Raw genomic sequence first — 1,163 nt, forward strand, 5'->3', positions numbered from 1 at the left:
ATAACTTTAGCAACAACACCAGCACCTACTGTACGGCCACCTTCACGGATAGCGAAGCGCAGACCCTGGTCCATTGCGATTGGCGCAATCAGGGTAACTACCATCTGAATGTTATCACCTGGCATCACCATTTCTACGCCTTCTGGCAGCTCAATAGTTCCGGTCACGTCAGTTGTACGGAAGTAGAACTGTGGACGGTAGCCTTTGAAGAATGGAGTATGACGGCCACCTTCGTCTTTGCTCAGAATATAAACTTCTGATTCGAAAGTGGTGTGTGGCTTAATTGAACCTGGTTTTGCCAGTACCTGACCACGTTCGATTTCGTCACGTTTGGTACCACGCAGCAGAACACCTACGTTCTCACCCGCACGACCTTCGTCCAGCAGTTTACGGAACATTTCTACACCAGTACAAGTGGTTTTAGTGGTATCTTTGATACCCACGATTTCAACTTCTTCGCCCACTTTAACGATACCGCGCTCTACACGACCGGTGACAACCGTACCACGGCCAGAGATAGAGAACACGTCTTCGATTGGCAGCAGGAATGGCTGGTCAATTGCACGCTCTGGTTCTGGGATGTAGCTGTCCAGGGCTTCTGCCAGTTCGATGATTTTTGCTTCCCACTCTGCATCACCTTCCAGTGCTTTCAGCGCAGAACCACGGATAACTGGAGTGTCATCACCTGGGAAATCATACTGAGACAGCAGTTCACGGACTTCCATCTCAACCAGTTCCAGCAGCTCTTCATCGTCTACCATGTCACATTTGTTCAGGAATACGATGATGTAAGGAACGCCTACCTGACGGCCTAACAGGATGTGCTCACGCGTCTGTGGCATTGGGCCATCAGTCGCCGCAACTACCAGGATCGCACCGTCCATCTGAGCAGCACCGGTGATCATGTTTTTAACATAGTCGGCGTGGCCTGGGCAGTCAACGTGCGCATAGTGACGGCTTGGGGTGTCGTATTCTACGTGAGAAGTAGAAATGGTGATACCACGCGCTTTTTCTTCGGGTGCGTTATCGATCTGGTCGAATGCACGAGCGTTACCACCGTAGGTTTTAGCCAGTACAGTAGTAATTGCAGCAGTCAGGGTAGTTTTACCATGGTCAACGTGGCCGATAGTACCAACGTTAACGTGCGGTTTTGTACGTTCAAA

The 1,163-nt window shown here is 50.3% G+C and carries 1 protein-coding gene; it reads right to left on the minus strand.

The genetic code is table 11. The features are described 5' to 3' along the window. Window positions 1-1,163: elongation factor Tu (gene tuf / locus AM629_RS21155; protein WP_054481771.1), on the minus strand; the 1,163-nt coding region annotated here is incomplete at both ends.

Source organism: Photorhabdus heterorhabditis (assembly GCF_001280945.1).
GTDB lineage: Bacteria > Pseudomonadota > Gammaproteobacteria > Enterobacterales > Enterobacteriaceae > Photorhabdus > Photorhabdus heterorhabditis.